This is a genomic window from Paenibacillus sp. Soil750, from assembly GCF_001428045.1.
Taxonomy (GTDB): domain Bacteria; phylum Bacillota; class Bacilli; order Paenibacillales; family NBRC-103111; genus Paenibacillus_E; species Paenibacillus_E allorhizoplanae.
The window spans coordinates 147,988-169,952 of record NZ_LMSD01000001.1 but is presented as its reverse complement, the minus strand read 5'-3'; the positions used below and the strand labels follow the sequence as shown (position 1 = coordinate 169,952).

General features: G+C 44.0%; 17 protein-coding genes. 4 read left to right on the top strand and 13 right to left on the bottom strand.

Annotated features, from left to right (window positions below; all coding sequences use genetic code 11):
* The first annotated feature begins 122 nt into the window (after positions 1–122).
* Positions 123–2,651: an O-antigen ligase family protein gene (locus tag ASL11_RS00770; protein WP_056608566.1), complete on the top strand. Its 2,529-nt coding sequence runs from the start codon at positions 123–125 to the stop codon at positions 2,649–2,651.
* Positions 2,652–2,691: 40 nt separating this feature from the next.
* On the opposite strand, the gene ASL11_RS00765 is transcribed toward ASL11_RS00770, so the two are convergent.
* On the bottom strand, positions 2,692–5,739 hold the full coding sequence (locus tag ASL11_RS00765; RefSeq protein ID WP_056608563.1) for a DEAD/DEAH box helicase: 3,048 nt from the start codon (positions 5,737–5,739) through the stop codon (positions 2,692–2,694).
* On the bottom strand, positions 5,736–7,310 hold the full coding sequence (locus ASL11_RS00760; RefSeq protein WP_056608560.1) for an SWIM zinc finger family protein: 1,575 nt from the start codon (positions 7,308–7,310) through the stop codon (positions 5,736–5,738). Before ASL11_RS00760 ends, ASL11_RS00765 begins: the two co-directional genes overlap by 4 nt.
* 648 nt (positions 7,311–7,958) lie before the next feature.
* Between ASL11_RS00760 and ASL11_RS00755 the strand changes: the two genes are divergently transcribed.
* Both ASL11_RS00755 and ASL11_RS36225 read left to right on the top strand, forming a co-directional pair.
* Positions 7,959–8,177, top strand: coding sequence for a hypothetical protein (locus ASL11_RS00755; protein WP_056608557.1), 219 nt, complete (start codon positions 7,959–7,961; stop codon positions 8,175–8,177).
* 18 nt (positions 8,178–8,195) lie between these two features.
* Positions 8,196–8,372: a hypothetical protein gene (locus ASL11_RS36225; RefSeq protein ID WP_157256757.1), complete on the top strand. Its 177-nt coding sequence runs from the start codon at positions 8,196–8,198 to the stop codon at positions 8,370–8,372.
* Between the two features lie 443 nt (positions 8,373–8,815).
* Here the strand turns inward: ASL11_RS36225 and ASL11_RS00750 are convergent, their stop codons facing one another.
* From ASL11_RS00750 to ASL11_RS00700, 11 genes are all read right to left on the bottom strand, one after another.
* Entirely contained in the window at positions 8,816–9,874 is a 1,059-nt protein-coding gene (locus tag ASL11_RS00750) for a hypothetical protein (RefSeq protein ID WP_157256756.1), read from the bottom strand.
* A 501-nt stretch (positions 9,875–10,375) separates the two neighbouring features.
* Complete coding sequence (locus ASL11_RS00745; protein ID WP_056608550.1) at positions 10,376–10,579, bottom strand: hypothetical protein; 204 nt, start codon at positions 10,577–10,579, stop codon at positions 10,376–10,378.
* A 1,479-nt stretch (positions 10,580–12,058) separates the two neighbouring features.
* On the bottom strand, positions 12,059–12,427 hold the full coding sequence (locus ASL11_RS00740) for a tyrosine-type recombinase/integrase (protein WP_056608547.1): 369 nt from the start codon (positions 12,425–12,427) through the stop codon (positions 12,059–12,061).
* 160 nt (positions 12,428–12,587) lie between these two features.
* Entirely contained in the window at positions 12,588–14,216 is a 1,629-nt protein-coding gene (gene groL, locus ASL11_RS00735; protein WP_056608544.1) for a chaperonin GroEL, read from the bottom strand.
* A 75-nt stretch (positions 14,217–14,291) separates the two neighbouring features.
* The gene (groES, locus tag ASL11_RS00730) at positions 14,292–14,573 is read right to left on the bottom strand and encodes a co-chaperone GroES (protein WP_028553854.1); all 282 of its coding nucleotides are present in this window, start codon (positions 14,571–14,573) and stop codon (positions 14,292–14,294) included.
* Between the two features lie 243 nt (positions 14,574–14,816).
* Positions 14,817–15,557, bottom strand: a complete 741-nt coding sequence (gene tatC, locus ASL11_RS00725; RefSeq protein WP_420851967.1) for a twin-arginine translocase subunit TatC — start codon at positions 15,555–15,557, stop codon at positions 14,817–14,819.
* 87 nt (positions 15,558–15,644) lie between these two features.
* Positions 15,645–16,178 carry a twin-arginine translocase TatA/TatE family subunit gene (gene tatA / locus ASL11_RS37955; RefSeq protein WP_056608538.1) on the bottom strand — a complete coding sequence of 178 codons (534 nt, stop codon included), beginning with the start codon at positions 16,176–16,178 and terminating at the stop codon, positions 15,645–15,647.
* Positions 16,179–16,498: 320 nt separating this feature from the next.
* Positions 16,499–17,524 (bottom strand): molybdopterin-binding protein, encoded by a 1,026-nt coding sequence (locus ASL11_RS00715; RefSeq protein ID WP_082595182.1) that lies wholly within the window; start codon positions 17,522–17,524, stop codon positions 16,499–16,501.
* 75 nt (positions 17,525–17,599) lie between these two features.
* The gene (locus tag ASL11_RS00710) at positions 17,600–18,091 is read right to left on the bottom strand and encodes a MogA/MoaB family molybdenum cofactor biosynthesis protein (RefSeq protein ID WP_056608535.1); all 492 of its coding nucleotides are present in this window, start codon (positions 18,089–18,091) and stop codon (positions 17,600–17,602) included.
* Positions 18,092–18,202: 111 nt separating this feature from the next.
* Positions 18,203–18,697, bottom strand: coding sequence for a cyclic pyranopterin monophosphate synthase MoaC (gene moaC / locus ASL11_RS00705; protein ID WP_327205080.1), 495 nt, complete (start codon positions 18,695–18,697; stop codon positions 18,203–18,205).
* Between the two features lie 16 nt (positions 18,698–18,713).
* On the bottom strand, positions 18,714–19,346 hold the full coding sequence (locus ASL11_RS00700; RefSeq protein ID WP_056608533.1) for a 5-formyltetrahydrofolate cyclo-ligase: 633 nt from the start codon (positions 19,344–19,346) through the stop codon (positions 18,714–18,716).
* Between the two features lie 239 nt (positions 19,347–19,585).
* Between ASL11_RS00700 and ASL11_RS00695 the strand changes: the two genes are divergently transcribed.
* Positions 19,586–21,541 carry an ABC transporter ATP-binding protein gene (locus ASL11_RS00695; RefSeq protein ID WP_056608530.1) on the top strand — a complete coding sequence of 652 codons (1,956 nt, stop codon included), beginning with the start codon at positions 19,586–19,588 and terminating at the stop codon, positions 21,539–21,541.
* Positions 21,542–21,965: the final 424 nt, after the last annotated feature.

Here is a 21,965-nt window from a genome sequence, read left to right as displayed (position 1 = left end):
TAAATTAAATAGCCCCACCTATAAACTACAGTGGGGGCTAATTTTATTAATCTTTATTTGGAAACCATCTTCCAGTATGCTAAAATAAAGTCGAACTTTAGCGAAGAAGGAGACTATCTGGAATGAGTGCAAGTAAGAATCCCTACGCGGCTTCGCGTGCAAAATCGAATGGAACGATAACGACGGATAAAAGCTCTGTCATCTTTTGGGTATTGGCTGTGTTTACGGGCTTGTTTATGTTCTGGGCACCTTTTCAAAGGGCGCTGTTTAATGGCGGTACATTTGAGTTTGAGCGAAGCATTTACTCCGCTTCCGTGTGGTCCTCCATCATCCTTTTACTTGTTGCGATTCTAGCGTTATTTGTGTTTAAGCTTCAAGAAAAGAAAGATATCCTTACCATTCTCGTCTTCATAATGCCGCTTACTTATGTTATTTCGTTGTCGAATTCAGCATCTCACTATTTGGCAACAAATATGGTTTACATCCAAATGCTGTATGCAACTTTCTTCATTTTAGGTGTATTTTTGACAAAAAACAAGCTCGGTGTGTCGATTGTTTCCCAACTATTCATGATCTCAGGATATTTCATCGTGATATTTGGACTTTTGTACTGGTTAGGTAACAAAACCTTCGCAGGACACCTTGTCGGATGGTTTGCACTCATGGATGGAGCCGATGCAAATCTGTACCGCGATGCGATCATGACAGATTCCAACGGTCTACGTTTAACTTCGGTCTTCCAATATGCCAACACGTATGCAGCTTTTTTAATTACGATAACGCTTAGTTCTTTATTCTTTATCATCAAATCTCGTAAATGGTACGTAGTTCTCATTCATGCGTTTTTACTGATTCCAACCATTGTATCTTTCTGGCTGACATTATCACGTGGGGCCATTGTCGTAATCCCAGTGGTGTTCCTCATCATGATGTTCTTCTTCCGGATGAGCCGTCAGATCTTAGCGTTGGTTCAACTGGGATTAGCCTTTATCACATCTCTTATTATTTTAGAAAAAGTAACGGATATTGGCATCGGACTACAAACGCAACCTAGCGCTTTAGAATCATGGCATGGATGGTGGATTCTTCTACTAGCCTCCTTAGTTTTCGCTGGACTGTCCGTCGCTATTCAACGCTTTGGTGAGCCATGGTTGGAGCGCTTAACAGCTCGATTTGACGCCAAAAAGTATGCAACATTTATTCTTCCCATCGCTGCTGTCTTGATTGGTGTGGTTGGTGCCATTCTTATCCTAAGTGACACTGGATTTAAGAACATTCTTCCCGAGAACGTAAAAACACGTGTTGAGAATATTAATTTCCAGCAACACAGTGTCTTGGAGCGTGGAACATTTTATAAAGATGCTGTTAAGCTTTGGTCGGATTATCCAATCATTGGTGCTGGTGGAGGAGCATGGGCTTCCCTTTATGAAAAGTATCAAAATAATCCTTACACAAGTCGTCAAGCCCATAACTTTGCTCTCCAATATTTGGTTGAAGCCGGTGCGCTTGGTTTCCTAGCCTTTATCGGATTTGTCATTGCCGTTAGTTGGATCTATATCAGGAGCTACATTAGAAGCTCTCAGGAAAAGCGAGACTTGCACTTCTTATTTTTCATTATCATGATTTCCTTATTGGTCCACAGTATGATCGACTTTGATTTGAGTTACGTGTACTTAGGTGCGATTCTATTCCTCGCTCTAGGCGGTATGTTGAGTAACAGCTCCTCAGGCGAGCTGCGGTTTAAGTCAAAATCAGCTGTTATTCACAAGATATTCCCTGCAAGTATTGCAGTGCTGTCGCTTGTGATGTTCTTCATCTCAGCTCAGCTTCTTTCAGCCAACGGTTCCTACAAACAAACTATTGAAGTTGTAAAAACGAGCCAAGATTACAATCAAATTGTGAAGCCTCTTGATAAAGCTATTTCGTTGCATCCTGCTCATCCGGACTATTTATTAACAGGTCAAGTGAGTCGAATAGGCGTCCTTCTTCAGGTGTACAATCAAATGCAAAAGGAAAACCCGAATGACCCTACGAAGAGTGAGCCATTTTTTAATCAAGCCCAAGACTTAATGAGTCAGCTTTTGAGAAAAGAGCCTCATAACCGCGTCGTAGCCATGCAGCAGCTAAACATGCTTCTCATCAAAGGTAATAAACAAGGGGCTTTGGATTGGTCAAACGCTCAAATTCCAAACTATCCTTGGTATATGGTTATGTATGAGAAGAGTATTTCACTGAATATTGAGCTAGCAGGAGAAGCGAATTCCAAAGGCAACGCACAAGAGTTCAACTCGAAATTAGAGAATGCTCTTGCCACGTATAACGAAGTTCTTGCGCGTATTGATTCGTTGAAAAACTTACCGAAAGAACAAGCACAAGGACGTGAATTCGCAGTCACTCCATCAATGGCACTCAACATAGGCCAAATCAGCTATATGCGCGGTGATTATAAAGGTGCTATCGCACTGATTCAACCACATATAACTGAGAATATGGATGACCAAGTGAACCGCCTATTAGTCCGCTGGTATCTAGCCATCTTGCAGAAGCAAGGTACTCCAGACCAAGCATTGATGGATAAATTAATTGCGAAGGATCCGGCTGAAAAGCAAAGTGTTGATGCGATTGTTGCAGCTGTTTTTCCAGCAAAATAAGTAAAAGCGCCACATCGCTGTGGCGCTTTTTTTATATAGCTTATTTCTCAATCCACTCACGCCTTAACGCAAAAAGCTCGCGCAGCTCGCTTGTCGACATCTCAGTGACCCAGTTCTCGCCGGTGCCGACGATTTGCTCACTGAGGTCCTGCTTACGCTCGATCATCTCATCGATTCGCTCTTCGAGCGTGCCGAGCGTAACAAACTTGTGCACCTGCACGTTGCGCGTTTGCCCGATGCGGAAGGCGCGATCCGTGGCCTGATTCTCCACGGCCGGATTCCACCAGCGGTCGTAGTGGAACACGTGATTCGCCGCTGTCAGGTTCAACCCTGTTCCTCCTGCTTTCAGCGAGAGGATGAAGATGTGGCAACGCTCCTCCGCTGGGAGCGTCGTGTCCTGGAAGCGCGCGATCATCGCATCGCGCTTCACCGCACTTATCCCCCCGTGCAAGAACTGCACGGGCTCTCCCAACGCCTGCACAAGCGTAGCCTGCAGCAGGTGGCCCATCTCGACGAACTGGGTGAAGATGAGGCAGCTGCCTCCTTCGCTCCTGAGTTCGTCTATCATTTCAACCAAACGCTCCAGCTTCGCTGAGCGTGTTCTCATCTCCGCGGCGGCGAGTGCGCCGCGCCCCTCTTTTGCTTTCGCACCTTCTTTCGTTCCTGCCCTCACGCCTGCTCTCGCGCCCGCTCCATCAATCTCCTTTAAAAACAAACCCGGATGATCGCAAATCTGCTTCAACTTCATCAGCGAAGTAAGAATAAGCCCCTTCTTCTCTATCCCACTGGATTCCTCAATCTTCTCCATCAAACTTTGCACCACATTCTCATACAACGCCCCTTGCTCGGTAGTGAGACGCACAAATGCCTTTCCCTCGTACTTATCTGGCAAATCCAGCTGAATCGCTGGATCCTTCTTCAGGCGTCTCAACAGGAACGGCCTTATCAAACGCTGAACACGAGCCGTCAGCTCCTTCGCGCCATCCCCATTTTTCTCGATCGGACCTACATATTGTCTATTAAAATGAGTCAACGTCCCAAGGTACCCTGGATTCACAAAATCAAAAATCGACCACAACTCGGTCAATCGATTCTCAATCGGCGTGCCAGTCAACGCAATTCGCTGACCCGCTTCTAGTTTACGAATGGCCTGTGATTGCTTCGAATATGCATTCTTGATATTCTGTGCCTCATCCAAGCAAAGCGTATCCCACGTAACGCTCGACAGTTCCTCTTCATCCAACTGTGCGAGAGTATAGGACGTTATCACCAAATCAGCATCACCAATAGATGCTTCGAATGCTTCCCCTTTTGCCCGCTGCGCACCATAATGAAGTTGAATCTGGAGGGTTGGTGCGAAACGCGCGAGCTCCTTCTGCCAGTTACCAAGCACAGAGGTCGGACATATGAGCAAGGAGGGTTTTGATTTTAATTTCTCCTCTGTCTTCCCCTGCTCCCTCACCTTCAACAAATATGCAATAAACTGAATCGTCTTCCCCAGCCCCATATCATCCGCCAGACAACTGCCTAGCCCCATATTACGCAGGAAAAGGAGCCACGACACCCCTTGCACCTGGTATGGTCTAAGCTCAGCGTGCAAGCCATCAATCCGTTCAACGAGTGGAATAGACTTGATCTGACCCAACTGTTTCATCAAACCACGCAAATGAGTATTGAGCTCAATCTTAATCCCGACGGCCTTCTCCTTCTCATCGCTATCCGCCGCGAGAGTCTCCTCGCCTTCTGACAGATGCATTTCCAACACATCCCGGAAAGACAGACCTTTCTTTCGCTCAACCTGCTTCATAGCATCGCGAATTTGTTCCAAATACGCAGGATCCAGCTGCACCCATTTGCCTCGGATATAGATCAGCCGCTTCTTTTCCAACGCCAACTGCCCAAATTCTTCCTCAGACAAATCTACGCCGCCTAACGCCACACGCCAATCAAACTGCATGATTTGATCCATGCCAAACATGGCTTTACGTGTTGAGCCCACGGAGCTTTTGATTTTCGCCTTTAACTGAGGACGACCCATCTTCTGAATCTCTTCCCACCATGATGGTAAAAAGACGGAAATTCCCGCAGCCACAAGCTGCAGACTCGATTCGGTTAGGAACGTCCACGCTGCTTCATCTGACAATTGCTCGATGATTTTGCCTGGTTGATAGGCGCTCTCAAGCTCTGGCAGCATCCGCAAAATACGTTTCGTTTGTTCCTGAAGATGATCAGCAATATCTGATTGCCAAGCAAGCGGTATATCACCAACTAGCACATTTCCTGTGGAACTAAACTCAACGAATCGGTTCGCATCCCGACGATCCTGTGCGATGAAACGTAGACGCCAATCCGCTGCGTTATCCTTAGCCGTTGTCGTACCGTCGACATATGTCTCCGCATATGGCTCCACGAGCTGTACACAGATGCGGTATGGCGCATCATCGTCATGAGTCCAACCAATCGCTAAGAGCCAATCCTCTTCCTGCATCCAAGACGATTCAGACAGCAAAGCCTCGAAACCCCGCGCGTTAACCTGCAGCAGCTTATGCTCTTGAACTAATCCATTCCACAATGAAGATAGCTCGAAATCCGCTTCAGTCTCTAGCATTTCTTCAACTACTCGGCTAAACCAGCTCTGCCAAAAACTTTCCGGGAAAGCCCCGTCGCACAGCTCCTTAAACCTCTCAGCCTGTCCCACAGGCCCCTTAAACTTCCAGCCATTTTTCCCCTCGCGCCAAAGTTCATAGGAAGGCAAATACCAGCCAGCATCGATCGCTTCACTTAGAAAGTTCGCCCCTTTTTGCAGCTCCATAAAACCATCTTCCCAAGTTAAACTGCTATGTAGGAGTACTCCTGGTGCACGCAAATAATCCAAAGCCATAGCCGGAGACAGCAGAATTGCATCCCCATAAGGAATCCGAGTCACTTCTAGCCCAGTCCCATAGAATGATCGCTCATGCCAAGCAAATAGCTGCTTGCGCAGCATATATCCAGGAACCGCATTCGCTTGCTCTGTTTCTCCATACAGGGCAAAACTCCCCGAAGGCAGCCTTTGAATTCTCATATGAATCGGTGCCAAAGTCATCATGGTATCAAATTCCCTTTCCGCAATTCCTCCGTGAAGGCGCGATACCGAGCGTATTGTTTCACGATTTGCTCCAAGTACGCTTCGAAACGAGGGGTTAGCTTCAGCTTTTTATAAGCAGCCGCTAATTTCTTCAACAGCTTTATAGCTTGTATATAATCGGGACGATTTTTCCCTTGAATGAATGCTTCAATAGCGTGATGATAGATCGGCAGGAGGAAGCGAACATTCGCCTTCTCGACGAGTTTTAGCTGCGCTCCATCAATGTGTTCCGTAGTTAGACTCAGAAGAAGACAGAGATCTGCCCATTCCTGGTACTCGCCTTTTGAAAGTAGGAATTTCGCATAGTGATCGTAGCTTGCAGGTAAAAGCGAAATCATGACGGCCCGCTGCTCTTTCTCAACATCTCGCTGTTCCGCTGCCAAACGCCAATAATGCAAAAATTCATCCGCATATACTCGCTCGTTCCACGCCATCTTCGGTTTTAACCACCGCAACCAGGTCAACAAACGATCCCACTGACTCTCAAAAACAAATCCATTCAAATAATCGAACCAATAATCCGGCTCAATTTCAAACATCCCATTATCAGCTCGTTCCCAAGCATTTTCATCCTCACTTCGTCTAATATCCAAATGAATAGAACCGAGAGTAGCGACTTGATGTGCTTGTTGACTCGCTCTCGGATCCGTAAGCACCTGCCTAAGCCTAGCCTTTTCTGCCTCCAGCATGTCCTTATCCTGAAATAACTGTGACCATAACAGCTTATACAAATCGAGCCAATCATAGAGGTACAAGCCTGAGCCATTATCGCAAATGTCAGCCAGATAAGCTGATAATTCCTTTAAATGTTCACCGTATTTTTTGTATGCCCTGTTAACATCCAGCACCTTAAGCGTCACTTCCAGTTGCTCGAGAGCATGCTTCAAGACACGTTTGACATAATAGTTCGTATTTTGATAAAAATCATAGGTGATCGCCTTCGATCCCGCCATCGTATCGCATAACTGTATAACATACAGCGCAACTTGAATATCATACACACCTCGAATGGTCGGCTCCCACGTATCAGCAAGCTTATTGAGCTCACGCCACGCTCGCATACAAACTTCCTCAAGACTAAATGCATTATAAATCTTGGCATTGCCATATTGTTTATGAAAATAAGTCAGCCATTTCTCACAGCTATCCGTCGAATCTGGCAGCCTAGTTGTAGGCTTAGATTTCTGTGAAATTTTCTGATCTACCTGCACCATCTTCATTTTACCAAACCGAAATTCCTCCAGATCATATCCCGCTTGCTTCGCCACTTCAAACAGCACCGCAGCCATATGCTTACAATAATAACCGTAGGGACACGTGCAGCCACTCTTTGTGAAGCTCTCGAGATCCAACGTAACCTTGTACCTTTTGGTTCCGTCCACTCTAGCTTTTATAATCGAGGTACCTTCAACTTGAATATCCCTTACAACATCTTCATTGAAATAGGCCCAACCTCTCGCGATGATCACTTTATCAAATTTAGGACGTATCCGTTCTATCCAAAACGACCAATCAATTTCTAACTCTTGCATGTGCCTTTCCCCCGTTACCAGTCAACATCCTTCCCTTATTATATAATTAACTCCCCTAACAAAAAAACACCCCCCGCCAGAATCATCGAATGATTCTTAGCGAGAAGTGCTTATCTGTTACTTCCTGAGCATACCTTGATGTGGATGTGGGTGAGTTCCGCAATACTCGTCGGTTTCTGTACATGTATACACGTGCTCATAAACCGGTACGCAGTGATGGCGATTTACAATTTGGATTGGATGAATGACTTGAACCTTTTGTGGGTGATAAAAATCTCTAACTACTCTTTCTGGATCTGTCATTATAGGGTCAGCAGGTGGACACTGAAATTGGTTTCCTTGATTTGGTTGTAAAGCCATGAATGCGTCAACTCCTCTGTTAGTATGAGATAGTATACGCCTAACCCTAGTCCAGAGAGTGTACCAATGCCTATCTTTCGCATAAATGGGCTAATGCGTGTGGGCCAAGCAGATAAATGTCCAAGCAGAATGGATGTAGCCAGGCTATGTGCGAAGGCCTATTGGTTAACAGGAGTAAACATAAGTAAGTATTCGTTATCGTTCACAGTATGGGGAATTACGCTGTAATATTAGCTGTAGTTGCTTGTCACATCATTACATAAAAAATATAAAAGAGAGGTGCCATACATGGAAGAACTACTAAATAAAATAAGGTTGCAACTAGAAACTGTGGATGCAAAAATTGACCGTATTCAGCTTACATTAGACTCACATTATCTCGAAAATATCGAATCAGATGACCGTCAACTTGAAGCAATTTACACAACCAACGACCGCTTAGACTTTCAAAGGAACAAGATCTCCAAGATCGAAGAAGACTTGTACTTACTTAAACAAAAACACTAGGAAAGGAAGGCTTTCCCCATGAGCGATTATTTATTGCTACAAATTCTAGAAGAAGTAAAAGAAATGAAAACAATACAACAAGAAATGAATGCGCACTTAAATTCAATCAAAGCTCTTGCATACGACATTCCCTTAATTAAACAAGCAGTTCTAGAAACGCGAGAAGATCTCAAACAACTAGAAAACTTTTCATAGACATTTAGCGACCGAACATCATACTTTCGCCCATCATTTTAATGTCATCGAAAAACAACTCGTTGATCACGCAATTGAAATAGACAAGTCTCTGCATTCGCAGAAGCTCTAAAGAGCATGCTAGAATCATAGTTTCACTATTTATATCCGTTCACAGTGGAACGGAGTTTTTGTGATTTTTTTGTGAGTTATTTTTATAGATTCCATCCCAGTCAGGTCCTAGTTGCTACGGCTTGGGAAGTTAGCTGATGATAGGTTAAAAGTATCAGATGCATAATCTGGAGCAATAGAAAAGGGATCGAATTTGTTCGATCTTTACACACCCGCTGTGTAATTGGTGGTCTGCTTTTAATAGGCGGCCAGTAGTTCATTGGATCACCCCAACAAAAAAGAGAGCTATCCGCTCTCTTTTTTGTTATTTTGTTCCTCAATTGATCTTTCAATTAAATATTATTCCCTACAGGCATAGTAACAATTTTTTTATTCGGCACATCCAATTTCAAAAATATAACTTTATCATTCAGAGATACCGACACTTTCGAAAAGTCATCGACATATTGAAATTCAAATTTACGATCTCCCGTATAAAATTGGAAATACAATTGTCCGTAAAGTGGCCAGTCTAGCATCCCATCTCTCAAAATATAAATTTTATAGTTGCTCAGACTTGTCCCATATTTCCCTATAGTTTCGTCGTACATCGAATTCATGAAAGTTTGATAGCCTACAAAAAAAGTATCCTTCATTTTTTCTTTGTAATAAGCATCATTTCTAAATGTAAATACTACTAATAGAATCAATACGGTATACTTGAGGTAGCTTGAAGCTATAGATTTATTAATTGAATAAGCAATAAAAATAAGAAATGCTGCGTATGGTGCGTATAGCCATCTGAATTCAAGTCTAATCGTAATTGATGAAATGAACACTAATGCTCCAACTGTTAGAACAACTAAGAGACAAATTAACAATTCTCGTGTTTTATTTGATGTCTCTTTTTGTTTTAAGATGTGCACTACATACAAGATCATAGTTAATAAAATGATGGTTGAGATTAAGATACTTGTCCAGATGGTAATATTGGTTGATTCTTGAAAAGGCTGGCCGCTTAAATAATTAGGACCATCATTGAATCCGATCATATTCACAAACCCAGTCTTTATAAATCCAACGATCAATTTTAAATGAAATTCAACCGTTGTTCCGCCTGTACCAGATAGTATTTTGCTGTCCATAAAGGATTTGATTAATAGGTTTCCTACGAAAGGAAGCACTGAAACAATAGAATATTTTATCTTTCTATTCCAATCTGTTTTAATCCCATTCTTAAAAATAACCAGTACAATAATGACTGGCGTGAGGATCAAGTATCTCTCGTGTGTAAACACGAGTAATAAATCATAGAATACTAACCAGTAGAAATATATGTTCCGATTTTCTTTATAATATAAGATTGAATAGTAAACAATCACCAGAAATAATAAAAGCCCCATCGCTTCCATTATCCCCATTATTTGCAGGATATTGTAGTACGAGAATCTAGTAGTTATTAAAATCAAGCTAAACAAGAAAGCGAAGAAGATGTTATTTGTAGTAAGCCTTATGATTTTAAAGAATAAACATGCAATAACAAAGTTTAACGCAATGCTGAAGTAATAGTACAAGGGTAAATTTGCGCCAAATAATTTAAATATAATGTAAGACACAAATGAAAATACGGGTCTGTATCTATCAAATGTGAAATCTAAAAATACATACCTCCAGAACGAAGACCCATAATTATTAAATGCGTCCAACGCTCGTAAGTCGTCACCCATTAATGAGTGGAATTTGTAGTTAGAGAACCAACTTACATTTATGACAAATAAAATAAAAAACATAATTCGAACTATAATTTTCCTATCAATCCTACTAAACATGCATATTTCCCCTTAAATTGGTTTTAATAGAGGAAATTCGACATTTTCCTTATGTTTCCTTCTTTTGTAGTTCTACCACAAATGTCATATTGCGCAAATCAATGAAATAAATGCGTTTAAAGCTGCTGCTGGAGCTAATCCCGCGGAAACAATTTCAAACGACAACGCTTGACTGTTTGGAATCCCGTTGTTATTGCTTTGAGCGACCGCGAAAAATGTATTGTTACCACTCGGATAGGTAATCGTATTCGACCAAATAATTGTCGATCCATTCGCTTTAACGTTCACAGTCAGAGTCCCTGCTGACATAGCCTGAAAGCGACAGCGATAATCCAATCAGATAGTGATGCAAAGGAACAACTATCCATTGAATTTTGTTCAAAGACCTTCTTGAGAGGAGGAAAATAATTGTCTTCCTTTGATGAAAGACTCTCAGAACTCAGGACAGAAAGAAAGAAAACGCATCAAGTTAGAATAAAATCATTCTTTTCTTAACTTACAGATTGCTATTACTATTGCCTTATTATATCATCGATTTACAAATTAAGGATAATAACTCCAGCACAAAAAAGCCCCTTAGTGGGCTTTCAGTAATATCTATAACCGCTGACACAACCATTAATAAAATAGGGAGCGTAAATTTACGCCCCTCCCCTTTTTCCTAAGTTGATCACTCCCCAATAGGAATAACTATCCCCTCCTCTATCTCACTTTCCCTAAACTATAATTTCCGTACTCTTCTACCAAATTCCCACTACCATGTACGCAGGTGTAAAGTTCGGTCGCCCTAAGAAGTCAATTTCCACAGCATTTAAAGAGAAGTATAAGGCTTGGAATAGTGGCTAGATTACCGCGACTGCTGCGAATAAGGCTCTTGGTATGAGTATACAGAAGAGTTAAAGAATACGAAGTGCAGTTAATAAGGCAATTACTCAAATACTCACTATTATCCTCAGTTATCTCCTCATCGTATCCCAAATATATTTGCGTATCAAAATGTCCCTTCAGTCTGCTCAAGCTATATATGTCTATTCCATTCCTCAATTGCTTCTATTCGATATAATGGTGCCAATGTTCTTTTAAGATCTTTTTGATACGAGAGCACGACAACCTTATAGCAGATTGATCTAGAACATATTACTCCTCCACTTCATCTCGTTGTCTTCTTTTGAATCGCTCCTGTTTTAATGCTTCATACATTCTCATAATATTGCTAATGTACACCAGACGCTATTTAGAGCCTTTTCCGTGAATTAGAATGTGTCGCCTAACTACATGTCATTTTTTATATAACATTACTCAGAGACACTTATACTCTTGTCAAAAAGAATAATGAGTATTTAGCTTGTCGCGGATGAAACCTAATTCTTTAACTGTGAATTCCTCCCACCTGTACAATTGGAAGACACAAAGATCGACATATCTCTTTGCCCTGACTAAAATTTCTTGGTTTAACTTGAAGTCCTCAATAAGTTCTTTAATTTTGGTCATAAAAATACTCCCTTCTATTCGCTAAACAACGCAAATAAAAGAGAGTATTTTTTGCACTCTATTGTTGCAGGTGTACTTCGGATTTCAATAGCATAAACGCTGTAAAGCCTTATGTAGAAAGGCTTCCGAGCGATTTACACAATTAATTAATTCCAACCTATTCCCACTCAATCGTTGTACGTGAATTTTAAGTGACGTCCTAAAACTAACATTTCAATTCAGAAGCACAACTTATTTTATTACTAAATATCTAAATTATTCAACGGATTATACTTATCATTCTGCTCTCGTAATTCTAATTTGTTCATCTGAACATTCGACAATCTTAATATCTGTCTTTTGAAATTTTACTTTTTGGGCTGGATTACTCTTAATAACTTCACATTCCACTATATAGTTGAGGAATGCTCTTATTCTCAAGAGCTTCGTATTAATTGTGCCAGCTTGATTACCTTTATCCTGACAAAAAATCAAATAATCCCTCACACGGCTTTGTGTAATGTCTTCTACGGTTACTATCTCATGATCATTACAGTAGTTAACAAACTCACCAAGTAAAGTCTGATAGTTCCTAATATTCTTCTGTGTGGTGTTCTTAAACTTACGGTCATCAAGAAAATCCTTAAATGCAAACTTTAACAGCACAAAAAACCACTCCCTAATAGAATTATTAAGAAGTGGTCATTGCTTGATTTATTATTTATAACTGTGACTACTTCTTAAATCGGGGTTGGAGTAACCTCAATTCAAGAAGATAAATGACCTGATTTTTTAGAGCAGCACGGCTGAAAAGCCTTACCACTACTTACATCATGCCACCCATACCGCCCATGCCGCCCATATCAGGCATACCTGGTTTGCTTGCTTCTGGTTTATCAGCGATAACCGCTTCAGTAGTCAAGAACATAGCTGCTACAGAAGCTGCGTTTTGAAGTGCGGAACGTGTTACTTTCGCAGGGTCAACGATACCAGCTTCGAACATGTTTACCCATTGTCCAGTAGCTGCATTGTAGCCGATGCCTACTTTTTCGTTTTTCAAGCGCTCAACGATAACGGAGCCTTCTTGACCAGCGTTAGCTGCGATTGTACGAACTGGCTCTTCAAGGGAACGAAGGATGATGTTAACACCCGTTTGCTCGTCACCAGTTGCTACTACCTTCGCTACTGCGTTGTATACGTTAACTAGGGCAGTACCACCACCAGAAACGATACCTTCTTCAACTGCTGCACGAGTCGCGTTCAAAGCATCTTCGATGCGAAGTTTGCGCTCTTTCAATTCAGTTTCAGTCGCTGCTCCAACTTTGATAACAGCTACGCCGCCAGAAAGTTTAGCCAAACGCTCTTGTAATTTTTCTTTATCGAAGTCGGAAGTTGTTTCTTCCAATTGGGAACGAATTTGTGTAACACGAGCCTTGATATCTTGTGGGTTACCAGCACCATCAACGATGATTGTGTTTTCTTTGGTAACACGGATTTGACGAGCGCTACCCAGTTGATCAGGAGTAGTGGATTTCAGATCCAATCCAAGCTCTTCTGTAATCACTTGGCCACCTGTTAGAGCAGCGATATCACCCAACATCGCTTTACGACGGTCACCGAAACCTGGAGCTTTAACAGCTACGCAAGTGAATGTACCACGAAGTCTGTTAACTACAAGCGTAGCTTGCGCTTCGCCTTCAACATCTTCAGCGATGATCAGAAGTTGTTTACCGGATTGAACCACTTTTTCAAGAACAGGCAAGATTTCTTGGATGTTCGAGATTTTTTTGTCAGTGATCAAGATGTACGGGTTGTCTAGAACTGCTTCCATTTTATCCGTATCAGTGATCATGTATGGGGATGTGTACCCACGGTCGAATTGCATACCTTCTACAACCTCAAGCTCCGTCAAGAAGCCTTTGGATTCTTCAACTGTGATAACACCGTCTTTACCTACTTTTTCCATAGCTTCAGCGATCAATTCGCCTACTTCTTCGTCAGCAGCAGAGATTGCCGCTACTTGTGCGATGGATTGTTTGCCTTCGATTGGCTTGGCGATAGCTTGAAGCTCTTCTACAGCCGCTTTAACAGCCTTCTCGATACCTTTGCGGATAACCATTGGGTTAGCGCCTGCAGTAACGTTTTTCAGACCTTCACGGATCATAGCTTGTGCAAGAACCGTTGCAGTTGTTGTACCGTCACCAGCAACATCGTTTGTTTTGGTAGCAACTTCTTTAACAAGTTGAGCTCCCATGTTTTCGAAAGCATCTTCAAGCTCGATTTCTTTCGCGATAGTAACACCATCGTTAGTGATCAACGGGCTACCAAATTTTTTCTCAAGAACTACGTTACGGCCTTTTGGACCTAGTGTTACTTTAACGGCATTCGCCAAAGCATCTACCCCGCGAAGCATCGCGCGGCGTGCGTCTTCACTGAACTTAATTTCTTTTGCCACGATAGGAAACCTCCTCTAATTAAAAACCTAGATAAATTGGTAATAACGTAAAGCCGATCTATATGCTGCTCTAACTTAGGCTAATACAGCGAGGATGTCGCTTTCGCGCAAGATCAACAGTTCGCGGCCTTCGTATTTCACTTCAGTTCCAGCGTATTTGGAGAAAATGATGCGGTCGCCTTCGCTTACTTCAAGCGGAACACGTACGCCATCTTTCAACGCGCCAGCGCCAACGGCTACAACTTTACCTTCTTGTGGTTTTTCTTTAGCTGTATCTGGCAGCACGATGCCACTTGCTGTAGTCTCCTCTTTCGCAACGGCTTCAATGATAACTCGATCACCTAACGGTCTGATCATGGAAAAATAGCCTCCTTTAGAAAATTGGTCTTGGGTATATTTCTTTGTTATTAGCACTCGAATGTGTTTAGTGCTAACAACACCTCTTATGATACTCATTCTGGGAGTAATTTGCAAGTCCTTTTACACATTTTTCATTCTTATCGACACCCCCCTCATTCTACCCAAATGATAACCAAATATTCCCTCTGTGTATGAAAAAAAATAGCCCACCATGAAGGCGGACTGTGTTCAATCATTTCCTCATTTAGGACCAAACTCCAGTTCCCAAGCGGCATCGTTCGCAAGCTGTTTGCGATAAATGAAGCCTGACATGAAGACACTGAATTCATATAGAATAATGAGCGGTACTGCAACTAATATCGCTGAAATCGCATCCGGCGGTGTAATAACGGTCGCAAGAATGACCATCAGCATGTAGGCATATCTTCTAAACTTATGTAGGCGCTTCGGATTCAGGAGCTTAATCTTCGTGAGAAACATCACCACGATCGGCATCTCAAACACACAGGCCAACGGAAGAATAATGTTAAACATAAAGGTAAAATACTGCGCAGCACCGTACATCTCCGTAATTTCTAGACTCTTACTAATCGACGAAGTAAAATAAAACGCCATTGGGAAGACAACCCAATACCCGAAAGACAGTCCCAATAGAAAGAGCAAAAATGCGTAGGGTACGTAGAGGAGTGAAGCCTTCTGCTCCGTCTCCCGTAGGCCTGGCTTAACGAAAGCCCATATATGGTACAGAATAACGGGTAATGTGATCAGAAGACCAACAGCTAAACCAAAATTCATATACAAACGCAAGGCATCCCAAGGGGAGAACACGTTCCAACCGATGCCATCTGCTGGCGGGATACTTTTGAGATACCGAATGATAGGTTTAGCAGCAACAAGCCCACCCACCATACCAATGACCAGAACAACTAAGATCCACATGATTCGCTTGCGAAGCTCGCCAAGGTGCTCTACAAGAGACATTTCTTCATTCTTCAACCGATTTCACCTACCTAATCTAGTGCATCCAGCCCGCAGGCTGAACCACTTCTTAATCTGCTGACAAAAAAACTAATCCGGTAACCGTCGGGAATTGCCTGTATTGCCTGACTGCTGCGCTGGCGCCGGGGTAGGGGCCGAGGCTTGTGCAGGAGCGGAGGACAACACAGCGCTGTCTGCTTGTGGGTCTAATGCTTCAACGGCCGTCCCAGTAACATGGACAACCTCTGAAGACTTGTTAGAGACGAAAGTCACAGCAGGCTTCACGGTAGGTGAGCTGGCCGATTCGACCTCCACTTTAATCTCAGCTACTGCGTCCATCGAGCCTTGTTCTGACTCCGACGGTGTAAGAGTAGGCTCAGAAACGCCATCAGCAGCAACCATGCTAGCAGCCTCCACAGGTGTAACCGGGTCAGGTACAACGGGTGTTTTGGATGCTAACGGTGCTTTAGGCTCGTCACTCATCAGTTCATTCGTCGCTTGCTTGAAATCCCTTAACGTCTTACCAAGCATTCTGCCAATCTCTGGGAGCTTTTGCGGACCGAAGATGACAAGTGCAACGACCGCAATCAATAAGAGCTCGGTAAATCCTATATTTTGAAACATGGACTTCATCTCCATTATGTGTTGCGTTATGAATACAGTAAGTCAATAAAAGAATGCAAGTTAAGGATGCCTCAGTAAGTATGCTCATTGGATAAATCCATTAAAATCTCACATTTAACGCTCGAAAAGGGACTTTCATTGGATAAATCCAATATAGTTCCCGGTAACGCCCGAAATATGGTTTATTTTAATCATACTGAGTGGATAAATCCAATAGAAGGGGCTAAATCAGCTGACAAAAAAGGATAATGACTGGATAAATCCAGTGAAAAGAGTTGTTTTGGTATTAGAGCAAGAATCTGCCCCTTAGATTTTCTCTTCTAACATTGATAAAATCCGCCGTAGCCCATCTCCGTGATGTCAGTACGCACGATTTCTTCGCCTGCGCAGATGCGCGGCAGCAGCACATCAAAGGACGTGTACGGGTCGTGCATCACACAACCCGGCAGTCCCATGATCGGTAGATCGCCCAGATAGGCGATCATCAGCATCGAGCCCGGCAGCATCGGCGTGCCGTAGCTGACCACGCGGGCGCCGGCCGCCTTGATCGCACCCGGCGTGCGATCATCCGGGTCCACGGACATGCCGCCCGTGACCAATACCAGATCCACGCCGAGCGCCTGCAGCGCGTGGATCTCACCCACAATCGCTTCACTGTCATCCGACACGAAGCGTTGGTCCACAACCTCGGAGCCGAGCTGCGCGATCTTCTCTTTCACAACCGGGCCGAATTTATCCTTGATTCGGCCCTTGAAGACCTCGCTGCCCGTCGTAATCACGCCGACGCGCAGCTTGCGAAACGGCTTCACCTCGAGCAAGGTGAAGCCCTCCGCACGTCGAGCTGCAGCTAACCGCTCGACCTCGACAACCTTCGCTTCGTCAACGATCAGCGGGATCACCCGCGTACCAACCAGCGAAGCGCCGCCTTGAACGACCGTGTTGCTACGAATCGTCGACAACACGACCTCATCGATCGCGTTTACGCTGTCCACGAACGCTTTATCGATCTTCACCAAGCCGTGAATCTCCGACTTCACATTCACTTTGCCCTCATGCGGATCAGTAAGTCTGAGATCCGAGCACTTATCTGTTCCCGCAATGGCCCGCGCCATGCGCAAGGCAGCCTCGTCCTCATGGAGATAGCCGGGCTGCAGCTCCATCACATAAATATGTTCCTTGCCAATGCTGAGCAGGGCAGGAATATCCGCTTCCGTGACTTGATGACCTTTGCGGAACAGACGGCCTTTGAACTTACCTGGCAAGATCTGCGTGAGATCATGCGGAAGAATCATGCCGATCGCCTCTTCCACTTTGACCTCGCGCAGCATGGAAGTATCTTTACTCATCACGAGTCACCTTCTGACTTGTTCCTATTACTCCACACTTCATCATGCGGCAGCTTACACGCTTCATTTTCCCATTCACCCGTGATCGCCTTCTTTGCCTGTTAGAATACCAAGCGCATGAGGAAGTTGATCAATGATCGCCATGAGATTCTCTTGAACACCCTTTGGACTGCCTGGCAAATTAATAATCAACGTGCGTCCGCGAATGCCAGAGACTGCTCGGGAGAGCATCGCTTTCTTCGTTTTTTGCATCGAGATCATGCGCATCGCTTCGGCAAAACCAGGGGCAACACGATCAATCACATTGAGCGTTGCTTCCGGTGTGACATCTCGCGGAGCCAAACCTGTTCCACCAGTTGTTAAAATTAAATCCGCTTGATAATAATCAGTCATTTCTATTAAGGAAGCCATAATTTCGTCCATCTCGTCCGGAACCACCCGATACTCGATGATCTCGCCTTGAATTTCCTCTTCAATCAGCTCGCGGATTACCTGAGCGCTAGTGTCTTCTCGTTCTCCTCGGTAACCGCGGTCACTGGCTGTCAAAATCGCAACTTTCCAGTGCATCCTTCGTCACCTCTCCCTTGTTCACTGAATGAGATCAACCCACTAACCGGCGTGATACGCAGAACAGAACCTCACCCAATTAACGATATGTTCGCACTGGGGCTTAGTCCCTCACGCTTTGTTGTCTTGCCTGTGAAAATCCCCGTTTTTACCGCCTGTTTTCATAACAAGCAGGGTCGAGTTAATCATCATGTCTTTTTCTACAGCTTTGCACATGTCGTATACGGTCAATGCCGCGGCAGAAACAGCCGTTAGGGCTTCCATTTCTACCCCTGTAGGACCTGTTGTACGTACAGTTGCTTCTATGTATAGTTCATTGATGCCATTATTCGAGAACTGAATATCTACCCCAGTTAAAGCGATAGGATGGCACATCGGTATCCAGTCTGACGTTTTCTTGGCGGCCATAATGCCAGCCACTTGAGCCACGGCGAGGACGTCGCCTTTTTTCATTTTACCCTGCAGGATTAATTCAAGCGTCTCTGTCTTCATTAATAAGGTAGAGCGAGCAGTGGCTGTGCGCTTCGTCTCTTCTTTATCCGATATGTCGACCATTCTCGCTCGTCCTTGCTCATTAAAATGCGTCAATGGTGAAGAATCGGGCACTGCAATCACCTCTATATTAGGATTCTGTTTTGAACACCATCTTACTTTCGGTTACGATGCCATCCACTCGGAAATCATGCCAAGAAGAAGGCACAGCAGGAATCAATTGATTATCGAAAGCAGCTGCAACGGCAAAAGGTCTTTTCAAACCGCGCGCAGCGAATAACTGCATAAAGCGATCATAGAAGCCTCCGCCATAACCTAAGCGACCGAAATCCAGATCAAAGGCTAAACCTGGCACCACAATCATGGATATCGTGCCCAAATCATGTTCAATGGGAACATCACTTCGCGGCTCTCTAATCCCATAAGCACCACTTTCGAGGTCCTCATAGCGGCTTATGATGTGTAAGTTCATCGTTTTCGTATCTGCTACTACCTTCGGTATCAGCACACGAATTCCCTGCTGCCAACACCATTCCATTAATGGGGCAACGTCGGGTTCAGAACGAAAAGGCATATAGCTCATCAGCGTAGGCTGAGAATTGGACGGTATTTGTCCCTGTTCAAACAGCTTATCCGAACATAACTTCACCATTCTTTGGTTGATTAGTTGTTGCTTCTCATCACGTATCTCAGCAACAATCGAAGCACGTCGTATTTCCATTTCCTTGCGTAATTCTATTTTCCGCTCTCGGATGTTCATCATAAGCTACAGCCCTTCCTAGCGAGGAGTGGTTTCCCCCATTTTAACATAAATAAAGTAAAAAACTATACTCGTACCAGAGACCCCGTCGAATGGCCTATATTTCATGTCTAAATTAAGCAGGCGTTGCCCTCATTCTTCGTGTATACTAATGATTTGATGGGATTGAAACAGCGACTGAAGGTCAACTTAACTAGGTTCTTACATTAATATGTATCTAAAACGCAGGAGGTAGCAGCAACATGCTATTACAAGTTTCTAACATATCCAAAAGCTATGGGGTACGCTCCGTACTCTCTAATATAACGCTTCAAATTGAAAATCGGGAACGCATCGGACTCGTCGGAGTCAATGGCGCCGGGAAGTCTACTCTTCTTCAAATCATCGCGGGTGAGATGTCATATGACAGCGGTGATCTTTTCAAAGCAAAAGAAACCAAGATCGGCTATCTCAAGCAAAACAGCGGACTTAACACAGATAAATCCATTTGGAATGAGCTGCTGAGCGTATTCAGCTCCTTATTGGAAACAGAGCGCGAACTGCGTGAGCTGGAAGCCTTGATGGCGGACCCTGACCTCATCTCCGATGAGAAAAAATATGAAACCACCATGAATCGGTATGCACTGCGCTCCGAATGGTTTCGTGAGCATGGCGGCTATGAAATCGAGGCCAAGATTCGCGGTATTTTGCACGGAATGGGCTTCGGACAGTTCGCACCAGAGACCTTGGTCAACACCCTCAGCGGAGGGCAGAAGACCAGATTGGCTCTAGCTAAAATGCTGCTGGAAGAACCCGATCTGCTCATGCTCGATGAGCCTACCAACCATTTGGACATCGCCACATTGACGTGGCTCGAAGGTTATCTGCGCGGCTATCCTGGCGCTATTCTCGTCGTATCACATGACCGTTACTTCCTTGACGCGTTGGTGACGTCGATCTATGAAATTGAACGCCATGCGTCCAAACGGTATACGGGCAATTATTCCCGTTTTATCGAGATTAAAGAAGCGAATTATGAAATTGAATTGAAACAGTTTGAAAAACAGCAAGAAGAGATCTCAAAACTGGAGGATTTCGTTCAGCGCAACATTGTGCGTGCCTCGACAACGAAGAGAGCGCAGTCCCGCCGTAAGCAGTTGGAGAAAATGGACCGTTTGGATAAGCCGATGGGCGATTTGAAACGGGCTTCCTTCTCTTTTGAAATTGAGCAAACTTCCGGGAAAGAAGTATTGCAGGTTGACCGACTTTCCCTTTCCTATGATGGCCGAAACCGTCTTCTCGACGGGGTCTCATTCCAGCTTCGCCGTTCCGAAACCGCTGCGTTGATTGGGCCTAATGGGGTCGGAAAATCTACGCTGCTCAAAACCTTAATCGGTCAACACAAGCAAGACGCCGGTACATTCAAATGGGGAGCTGGTGTCACGATCGGCTACTACGATCAAGAGCAGAAAGGCTTGAACCCGTCCAACAGCGTGTTGGAGGAAGTGTGGAACACGTATCCTCATTTGGAAGAAGCGCGTATTCGCACGGTGCTTGGCAGTTTTCTTTTTAGCGGCGAGGACGTATTCAAGAAGATTGCTGCATTAAGCGGAGGGGAAAAAGCCCGTGTCTCCCTCGCTAAGCTCATGCTTCAGAAGGCTAACGTTTTGATTCTCGATGAGCCTACCAACCATCTGGATTTATATAGTAAAGAAGTGCTGGAGTCCGCTTTGATGGATTACGAGGGCACCTTGTTATTCATCTCCCATGACCGGTATTTCCTCAATAAAATGGCTGAGAGCATGCTTGATCTGCAAAAGGATGGCTTAACAAGCTATCTCGGCAACTATGACGATTATGTGGAGAAAAAAGCGGAGCTTGCTGAAATGGAAGCCAAGCGTCTAGCCAAAGAGGCGGAGAAGAAATCTGCCGGAAGTTCCTCTTCCGTTGCTGCGGTGAAAGCTGAGGCTGCTGGTGGTGGCAGTTACGAGGCGGACAAGTTAGCTAAGCGTGAAGAACGCAGTCGTCAGCGGAAGCTAGAACAGCTAGAGCTGGATATTGCTCGACTTGAAGAAGAAGTTACAGCACTTGAAGCCGAGCTAGCTGATCCCGCTGTGTATAACGACTATATGCTTGTGCAGGAGAAAACAGCCGAGGTTGATAAACGTAAGAGTTCACTTGCTGCTTGTTATGAGGAATGGGAAGTTTTATTGGCCTAAAATAGAGAGAGCCCACATCGGATGATGTGGGCTTTTTTGTAGTTTGATCGGATTTCAATGGAAGTAGAGGCGTCACCCTGTGGACAAGTTCACAAAATGTTCAAAGTTACCCACAGGAACAGCAGATATCTTCTACCTTGTCTTGAAATATCCTAGCGCCCCCTTCCTAAATCGTACTTTATCACCTGCTAGAGCCCTCTTATACACAAAAAAATAATGACGAATTGTTCCGATAATTTCAATCGTTCTTAGTAGAACCCTATTTTGTTATACACAACGTTATCCACAGAAAAAAGGAGGCATTTTCCGCCCCCTATCTCGCTTTCACTTATTTTTCCACAAGGTTATCCACATTACCCACATTTTTTTGTGAAAAAGTTATTCCTCTTACATGCCCTTCAAAAAGGTTGATATGTCGGGTTTT